Annotated in this window: 8 protein-coding genes; 5 read left to right on the forward strand and 3 right to left on the reverse strand. The window is 71.9% G+C overall.

Going from position 1 to position 7396, the window contains the following annotated elements:
• The 5 genes from MFF42_RS14885 to MFF42_RS14905 all read left to right on the forward strand — a co-directional run.
• A partial coding sequence (locus MFF42_RS14885) for an SURF1 family protein (RefSeq protein ID WP_238256429.1) occupies positions 1 to 660 on the forward strand: 660 nt, incomplete at its 5' end.
• 80 nt (positions 661 to 740) lie between these two features.
• Complete coding sequence (locus MFF42_RS14890) at positions 741 to 1178, forward strand: DUF4864 domain-containing protein (protein WP_238256430.1); 438 nt, start codon at positions 741 to 743, stop codon at positions 1176 to 1178.
• 85 nt (positions 1179 to 1263) lie between these two features.
• Positions 1264 to 2676: a threonine synthase gene (gene thrC, locus MFF42_RS14895; protein ID WP_238256431.1), complete on the forward strand. Its 1413-nt coding sequence runs from the start codon at positions 1264 to 1266 to the stop codon at positions 2674 to 2676.
• A gap of 6 nt (positions 2677 to 2682) precedes the next feature.
• Complete coding sequence (locus MFF42_RS14900; RefSeq protein WP_238256432.1) at positions 2683 to 3978, forward strand: M16 family metallopeptidase; 1296 nt, start codon at positions 2683 to 2685, stop codon at positions 3976 to 3978.
• A gap of 74 nt (positions 3979 to 4052) precedes the next feature.
• Positions 4053 to 4199: a hypothetical protein gene (locus MFF42_RS14905; protein WP_238256433.1), complete on the forward strand. Its 147-nt coding sequence runs from the start codon at positions 4053 to 4055 to the stop codon at positions 4197 to 4199.
• Between the two features lie 187 nt (positions 4200 to 4386).
• On the opposite strand, the gene MFF42_RS14910 is transcribed toward MFF42_RS14905, so the two are convergent.
• The 3 genes from MFF42_RS14910 to MFF42_RS14920 form a co-directional block, all read right to left on the reverse strand.
• On the reverse strand, positions 4387 to 5694 hold the full coding sequence (locus MFF42_RS14910; protein ID WP_238256434.1) for a Gfo/Idh/MocA family protein: 1308 nt from the start codon (positions 5692 to 5694) through the stop codon (positions 4387 to 4389).
• Between the two features lie 74 nt (positions 5695 to 5768).
• Positions 5769 to 6572, reverse strand: coding sequence for a phosphatase PAP2 family protein (locus tag MFF42_RS14915; protein WP_238256435.1), 804 nt, complete (start codon positions 6570 to 6572; stop codon positions 5769 to 5771).
• A complete protein-coding gene (locus MFF42_RS14920) occupies positions 6569 to 7087 on the reverse strand; it encodes a 2'-5' RNA ligase family protein (protein ID WP_238256436.1) in 519 nt (172 codons plus the stop codon). Before MFF42_RS14920 ends, MFF42_RS14915 begins: the two co-directional genes overlap by 4 nt.
• Positions 7088 to 7396 lie beyond the last annotated feature (309 nt).

Here is a 7396-nt window from a genome sequence, read left to right on the forward strand (position 1 = left end):
CTCGCCCGCAAGGGCGAGAAGGAAGCGCTGATCGCCCGCATCGTCGAGCGCTCCCACGCGGAGCCGCCGGCCGCCCCGCCCCCCTTCGACGCCTGGGACGCGAAGGCCGACGAGTTCAGCCGCGTGCGGGCGCGGGGCACCTTCCTCCACGACAAGGAGACCCTGGTGCACGGGCTGGCGCCGGGCGAGCCCGGCCGGGCGCTCCAGGGCTTCTACGTCCTCACGCCGCTCAGGCGCGACGACGGCACGACGATCCTGATCAACCGCGGCTTCGTGCCGACCGAGCTGAAGGACCCCAAGGACCGCGCCGCCGGTCAGGTGCCGGGCGAGGCGACGGTGACGGGCATGCTGCGGGCGAGCGAGGTCCGCGGGCTGTTCGTGCCGGAATCCGACCCCAGGCGCGATGCGTGGTTCACCCGCGACGTCGCCGGCATCGGCGCCGCCCGCGGCCTGACGAACCTCGCCCCCTACCTGATCGAGGCGGACGCGACGGCCAATCCCGGCGGCTGGCCCCGCGGCGGCCAGCTCCGGGTTGATCTGCCCAACAACCACCTGCAATACGCCTTCACGTGGTTCGGCATCGCCGCCTGCCTCGTCGGCGTCTTCTCCGTTTTCGCGTGGCGGCGGTTGCACGATCCGGCGGAGCCGAAGGCCGGCTGAGGGCGTTGGCACGCGTGATGCCAGGATTCGGCGTCGCGCGGGAGGAAACCGCCCGCGAAACGATCCGCGGAGTGCCTTCCATGCGCGCCGTCATCAGCTTCCTGTTCGTCGTCCTGATCGGCGTCGCGGCCCGGGCGGACGACACGTCCCGCGACACCGCCCGCGACACGGCCCGCACGGCCGCCCGCGCCACCATCGAGCGGCAGATCGAGGCGTTCCGCCGGAACGACGCGGCGGGCGCCTATGCCGAGGCCGCGCCGCAGATCCGCAACCTCTTCCCCTCCGCCGACAGCTTCATCGTCATGGTGGAGAAGGGCTATGCCCCGGTGCTGCGTCCGCGCAGCTACCGCTTCGAGACGGCGGAGGAGGCGGGCGAGGACGAGATCGCCCAGGGCGTCAGCCTCCAGGACGAGGCCGGCATCGATTGGGTGGCGCTCTACACGCTCCAGCGGCAGGTCGACGGCGCGTGGCGCATCACCGGGTGCCACCTGAAGAAGGCGCCCGGCGAGAAGATTTGACGCCGCGGCGCCGAGAAACCGGTCCTGCTCCGCTTCGACACGGCGGAATCGATCGTGTAGAGGAGGCGCCTTCCCGGAGGCATCCTTGCTGCACGTCTCGACCCGCGGCGCCGCCGCGCCCTTGAGCTTTTCCGATGCGCTGCTCGCCGGCCTCGCCCGCGACGGCGGCCTCTACGTGCCCGAGAGCTGGCCGCAGCTCGGCCGCGACGCGATCGCGGGCTTCGCCGGCCTGCGCTACGCCGAGGTCGCCAAGCGCGTGCTGCGCCCGCTCATCGACGGCGAGATCCCGGACGACGCCCTCGACGGCATGATCGAGGAGGCCTACGCCACCTTCCGCCATCCGGCGATCTGCCCGCTGACGCAGATCGACGACAACCTGTTCCTGATGGAGCTGTTTCACGGGCCGACGCTGGCGTTTAAGGACGTGGCGATGCAGCTCCTCGGGCGGCTGATGGACTACGTCCTGCGCCGGAAGGGCGCGCGCGCCACCATCGTCGGCGCCACCTCGGGCGACACGGGAAGTGCCGCGGTCGAGGCGTTCAAGGGGCTCGATCAGGTCGACGTGTTCATCCTGTTCCCGCACGGCCGCGTGTCGGAGGTGCAGCGGCGGCAGATGACCACGGTCAACGCGCCCAACGTCCACGCGCTGGCGATCGACGGCAACTTCGACGATTGCCAGAACATCGTGAAGGCGATGTTCCAGCACGGCGACTTCGCCGACCGGGTCAAGCTGTCGGGCGTCAACTCGATCAACTGGGCCCGCGTGGCGGCGCAGACCGTCTACTACTTCACCTCTGCGGTCGCGCTGGGCGCCCCGCATCGAAAGGTGTCGTTCGCGGTGCCGACCGGCAATTTCGGCGACATCCTCGCCGGCTGGGTCGCCAAGCGGATGGGCCTGCCGATCGAGCGGCTGATGATCGGCACCAACGCCAACGACATCCTGGCCCGCACTCTGGAGCACGGCGCCTACGAGCCGCGGGGCGTGCAGCCGACCACCTCGCCGTCGATGGACATCCAGATCTCGTCGAATTTCGAGCGGCTGCTGTTCGAGGCGCTGCACCGCGACGCCTCGGCGCTCGGACGCCTGATGGCGGGCCTGAAGCAGTCCGGCGGCTTCACCCTGAGCCCGGACGTTCTCGCCAGCGTGCGCGAGGAATTCGACGCGGCGGCGGTGCGCGAGCCGGACGTGGTGGACGAGATCGCCGGCACCTACCGCAAGACCGGCCTCGTGCTCGATCCGCACAGCGCCATCGGCGTGCGCGCCGGCCGCAAGCTCCTGGAGAAGGATCCGGCGACGCCGGTGGTGGCGCTCGCCACCGCCCATCCCGCGAAATTCCCGGACGCGGTCTCGCAGGCGACCGGCGGCGGACGCCCCGTCCTGCCGCCCCACCTCGCCGACCTGATGACCCGGCCCGAGACCGTGGCGAATCTGGCCAATGATCAGGCCGCCATCGAGCGCTACATCACGGAGCATGCCCGCATCACGCGCGGCGCCTGAGGTGACATGAACCAGCACTTCTCGACCTTCGGCGCGTCCCCCGGCCTCACGGTCAGCCGGCTCGGCAACGGGCTCACCGTGGCCACCGAGACGATCCCCGGCGTCGCGACCGCCACGCTCGGCGTCTGGGTCGGGGCGGGCTCGCGGCACGAGCGGCCGGACGAGCACGGGCTCAGCCACCTCATCGAGCACATGGCGTTCAAGGGCACGGCGACGCGCTCGGCGCGAAAGATCGCCGAGGACATCGAGAATGTCGGCGGCGAGATCAACGCCGCCACCAGCACCGAGAGCACGAGCTACACCGCCCGGGTGCTCGGCGAGGATGCGGGCGTCGCCCTCGACGTGCTCGGCGACATCCTGACCCGCTCGGTCTTCGACGCCGGCGAACTCGCCCGCGAGAAGGGCGTCATCCTGCAGGAATACGCCGCCGTCGAGGATACGCCCGACGACGTGGTCTACGACGCCTTCATCGAGACCGCCTTCCCCGACCAGCCGATCGGCCGGCCGATCCTGGGCCGGCCCGAGACGATCCAGAGCTTCGACCGGGCGGCGATCGAGGCCTACATCGCCCGCGAATACGTGCCGGAGCGCATGGTGCTCGCCGCCGCCGGCGCGGTGGAGCATGCCGAGATCGTCGAGGCGGCCGAGCGCCATTTCGGCGGCCTCCGATCCGTCGAGGCGCCTCCGGTGGTCTCCGGTGTCTACGGCGGCGGCGAGCGGCGGATGCAGAAGCGGCTCGAACAGGCCAACCTCGTGCTCGGCCTTCCCGGCCTCTCCTTCCGCGACGACGGCTACTACGCGCTCCACCTGTTCTCCCAGGTGCTCGGCGGCGGCCTCACCTCGCGGCTCTGGCACGAGGTGCGCGAGACCCGCGGGCTTGCCTACGACATCCAGGCCTTCCACTGGCCCTTCAACGATTGCGGTCTGTTCGGCATCGGCGCCGGCACCTCCGGCGCGGATCTCGCCGAACTCGTCGATGTCACCATCGCCACCACCCGCGAGGCGGCGGAGCGGCTCGACGCGGCCGAACTCGCCCGCGCCAAGGCGCAGCTCAAGCTCTCCCTGCTCTCCGCCCTGGAGACGCCGGGCGGGCGCATCGAGCGCAACGCCCGCCAGCTTCTCGCCTGGGGCCGGGTGATCCCGCCGCAGGAGCTGATCGCCAAAGTCGATGCGGTCGAGGTCGAGCACGTGCGCGCGGCCGGCCGGACCCTGCTGAGCGGCGCCCCGACCCTGGCCGCGATCGGCCCTGTCAAGGGGCTGCCGCCGCTCGCCCGCGTCACGGCGGCCCTTCAGGCGGCCTGACGGCACCCTATCTCGGGGCAAGCCCGGCACCTCCAGGGGCGCCGGGAACCGGTTCGAGTGAAACACCGCCCGCCATGAATCCCGTCGCCGTCGCGACCATGCTCGGCATCGCCCTGGGCTTCTTCGGTCTGCTCGCCTACGCGCTGACCGTGGGCGAGGCGTGGCTGCTCGCCATCCTCGTCATCGTCGCCGTCGGGGTGTTCGTGCGCTGGGGGGAGTGAGACTCGACCCCCTTGACCCTCTGTCCGTCGCCGTGCGGGACGGCTCGCTTGCGGGCTCGAAGTGACGGCGAGGGTGCCCTCCCCGTCATGGCGAGCGGAGCGAAGCAATCCAGACGGCGCGACGTATCCGGAGAGGTCAGCGCCCTGGATCACTTCGGCCCCGCCTCGTGATGACGAAACGGCCGGATTACTTCCCCTCCTCCAGCGCCGGTCCCCGCGTCGCGTCGGCCCCCTGCCCCGTTCCGGCGAGCGGGCCGACCGTGACCGGCTGGCCGGAGCGCGCGGCCGCGTAGATCGCCTCCATCAGGATCATGTCCTGCAGGCCCTCCTCGCCGGGCGTGCGCGGGCGGCGGTCGGTGAGGATGCATTCGGCCATGTGGTCGAGTTCGAGCGCGAACTGGTTCTTGGGTGTCAGCGCCGGCTCGTCGCGCTGGACGTGGCCGCCCTCGCGGTGGGCCACCGTGAGGCGCTGGCCGCGATAGGCGAAGGCATTGTGCAGGTTGAGCGAGCCGCCCGTCGTGTGGACGCGCAGCTCGCGGCTCTCGTGCACGCCGTAGCTGGTGCCGCATTGCGCGATCACGCCGGAGGGAAAGCGGAGCGTGAAGGCGACGCTCTCCTCGACTTCCTTGAAGCGGGGATCGTTCTCCGGCGTGACGATCTGCGCCTGGATCGTGACCGGCTCCTCGCCGAGCAGCGCCCGCACGCCGTTGAGGCAGTAGAGGCCGATATCCGGCAGCGCGCCGCCGCCGGCCAGCGCCTTGCGCAGGCGCCACTGCTCGGGCAGCGCCGTGGTCTGGCCGTTGAAGGCCTCGACCATCTTCACCCGCCCGAACTCGCCGGAGCGGGCGAGCCGCACCACCTCGCGGTTGAACGGCTCGTACTGGCAGCGATAGGCGATCATCAGCTTGACGCCGGCCTTGTTGCAGGCCTCGATCATCTCCTGCGCCTCGGCCGAGCTGTTCGCCATCGGCTTCTCGCACAGCACGTGCTTGCCGGCCGCCGCGGCCGCGAGCACGTTGTCCCGGTGCAGGCCGTTCGGCGTGACGATGTAGACCGCCCTGACCGCCGGATTGGCCTTCAACCGGTCCCACTGGTCGTAGGCATAGATCGCGTCGGCCGGGATGCCGTACTGCGCCGCGGTGAGTTTCGCCTTCTCCGGCGAGCCCGACATCAGCGCCACCGGCTTCGCCTTCTTCGCCTCGCCGAAAGCCGGCAGAATCTCCTCCAGGCTCAGGCGCCCGAGCCCGACGATGGCGAATCCGACCCGCTCCGAGGGCGGCATCGGCGCGGGCGGCGGCGGGGGCGGCGCGTCGCCGGAATCGCGCCAGTTCGGGAAGACGACCCGTTCGCCCTGGACCGCCCCGGTATCGGCCGGGACCGACGGCGCCGGCGGGTCCGAGGCGGCACGGGCGCCGCCGAGCCCGAGGGCCGTGCCGGTCAGGCCGGCGCCCCCTGCGAGGAGGAGGCGCCGGGACAGTCGGAGGTCGTCGCTCATGAAAGGGGTTTCCGGCCTTGCTGCACACGGGCCCTGCTGAGCACGTGCCTTGCTGCACACGCGGCCGGAACGCGTCAGACCGCCGGGGTGGTTCCTTTGTGCTGGCCCGGACCGGTCGAGGCGGGGGTGGGGTCGGGGTCTTCCACCTCGCCCCGGCGCTGGAGCTGGAGCGCGACGAACCAGCACAGGGCCGCCCAGGCGGCGCCGACGCACCAGCCCGCCAGCACGTCGCTCGGCCAGTGCACGCCGAGATAGACCCGGCTGATGCCGACCATCACCGTCATGACGATGCCGAGCGCCAGCAGCAGCGCCTTGACGCTGCGCCGCCGCTCGACGCGGGCGAGGAGAGTCGCGAGCGTCAGGTAGGCGATGGCCGACATCATCGCGTGGCCGGAGGGGAAGCTCGCCGTGAACACCTCCATGCCGTGCGGCACGAGGTCGGGCCGCGGGCGGTGGTAGAACAGCTTGAGCACCGTCGAGACCGCCTCGCCGCCGCCGACCGCGGCGAGCACGAACACCGCGACCCGCTGCCGGCCCGCGAGCGCGAGGTAGATCACCGCCGCCGCCGTGAGGAACACGATGGTCACCACGCTGCCCCAGCCGGTGATGTCGCGCATCGCCTCCTCGAGCCAGGCGGGGCCGAGCGGGTCGGACAGGTCGGCCGGGTTGCGCAGGGCGAGCAGGATCTTGCGGTCGAGCGCCGCGGTCGAGCCCTCACCGACCTCGCGGGCGAGCGCGAAGAAGCCGTAGCCGAGGGTGCTGACGAGGAGCAGCGAGACCAGCGGCCCGACCTCGTTGAGGTGGAGCCGCACCCAGACGGCCGAGGATCCGCGCCAGAGGGCGCCGCCGCCGGTGCGCGCGATACCGGGCAGTCTCATGCCGCATCCCCGAACGCGATGGCCGAGACCCGCTCCCACGGGCCGCCGAGATAGCGCCAGAGCAGCACGCCCGGTGCGCGGAAGTGCGAGGGCCGGAAGTCCTCGGCCAGCGCGGCGTGGAGCGCGCGGGCGGTGTCGGGGCTCACCTTGTTCTGCACGGTGACGTGCGGGCGCCAGCCCTGCCGGTCCTGCGCCGTGAGATGATCCCGGAACGCCGCCGCCACCCGCGCGCGGAAGCCGGCCAACGCCTCCGATTCCAGCGCGTAGGCGACCCCGCGCCCGGTGAAGCGCACGCCCGTCATCGCGACCTCCGGCGCGCTCTGCGTCCGGGCGAGCGCCGTCACCGTCTCGGTCACGCCCGCCGCGTCCTCGCCCGGCAGGTGATGGAACAGCGTGGCGTGGGCGGGGATGTGGTTCAGCGCCTCGGGGAAGTGCCGCCGCCTCAGGCCGTCGAAGGTGGCGAAGGCCGCCTCGTCCATCTGCAGCGTCAGGATCAGCGGGGCGGGCTCGGGCAACGCGGTGAACTCTCGGATCGAGGCCGGTCGCCCGGCGCGTTCGAGCAAGATGGTGCGGCGGCCCAGCGTATCCAGCGGGCGGGCTGTGGTGCGGCTGCGCTGTTCAGCCGGCACCGCTGCGTCTAGGAAGCAGCGATGGCCCGCAGGAACAGAGAGATCATCCACCGGGGACGCGACGGGTGGCTGTTCCTGATCGGGGGCACCAACGGGGTTCTCCTGCAGTACCGGCGCTCGCTCGCCGGCTGGTGGCACCTGCGCCGCTGGGCACGGCTGATCGAGGCGCGCGCCGCCCGCGCCGGGGCGCTCGGC

This window comes from Methylorubrum podarium, from assembly GCF_022179745.1.
Lineage (GTDB): Bacteria > Pseudomonadota > Alphaproteobacteria > Rhizobiales > Beijerinckiaceae > Methylobacterium > Methylobacterium podarium.

Excerpts from the sequence above, each read along its gene's own strand:
- MFF42_RS14910 (WP_238256434.1), bottom strand. The coding sequence starts at position 5,694 with ATGAGCGACGACCTCCGACTGTCCCGGCGCCTCCTCCTCGCAGGGGGC.
- MFF42_RS14890 (WP_238256430.1), top strand. The coding sequence starts at position 741 with ATGCGCGCCGTCATCAGCTTCCTGTTCGTCGTCCTGATCGGCGTCGCG.
- MFF42_RS14900 (WP_238256432.1), top strand. The coding sequence starts at position 2,683 with ATGAACCAGCACTTCTCGACCTTCGGCGCGTCCCCCGGCCTCACGGTC.
- MFF42_RS14915 (WP_238256435.1), bottom strand. The coding sequence starts at position 6,572 with ATGAGACTGCCCGGTATCGCGCGCACCGGCGGCGGCGCCCTCTGGCGC.
- MFF42_RS14905 (WP_238256433.1), top strand. The coding sequence starts at position 4,053 with ATGAATCCCGTCGCCGTCGCGACCATGCTCGGCATCGCCCTGGGCTTC.